Source organism: Lysobacter sp. Soil_N_51 (assembly GCF_057655755.1).
In genome coordinates this window covers 1-326 of record NZ_JBDGLR010000033.1, presented here as the reverse complement: position 1 = coordinate 326, position 326 = coordinate 1, and the positions used below count along the sequence as shown (strand labels likewise).

Annotated in this window: 1 protein-coding gene; it reads right to left on the bottom strand. The window is 65.6% G+C overall.

Going from position 1 to position 326, the window contains the following annotated elements; translation table 11 throughout:
- Positions 1-230, bottom strand: a 230-nt coding sequence (locus tag AC3A4T_RS24550) for a DDE-type integrase/transposase/recombinase (protein ID WP_487677763.1), incomplete at its 3' end; no start/stop codon positions are given.
- Positions 231-326: the final 96 nt, after the last annotated feature.

Below are 326 nucleotides of genomic sequence, written 5' to 3'. Positions count from 1 at the left end.
TCGTGATGAAGAATCAATCCAGCCGTCGGCCGACGGTGGTGCAACGCCATCTGCAACGCACGTTCCGCCAGTTCCACGCGCTGATGGGTGTCCATCGCCCAGCCCACCACGCGACGGCTATGCACATCCAGGATGATCGCCAGCATCAGCACGCCTTCCTGTGTCGAAAGGTGAGTGATGTCCCCTACCCAGATGCGATCGGGCGCACTGGCCGCGAACGGCCAGGTCACTCGCCTCGGGGCCGCCGGCGTGCGTTGCAGCGCCGCACGTGCGCGGACGAAGCGACGACGACGGCGTGTCCAAAGATCGTGCTCACGGCGGAGTCG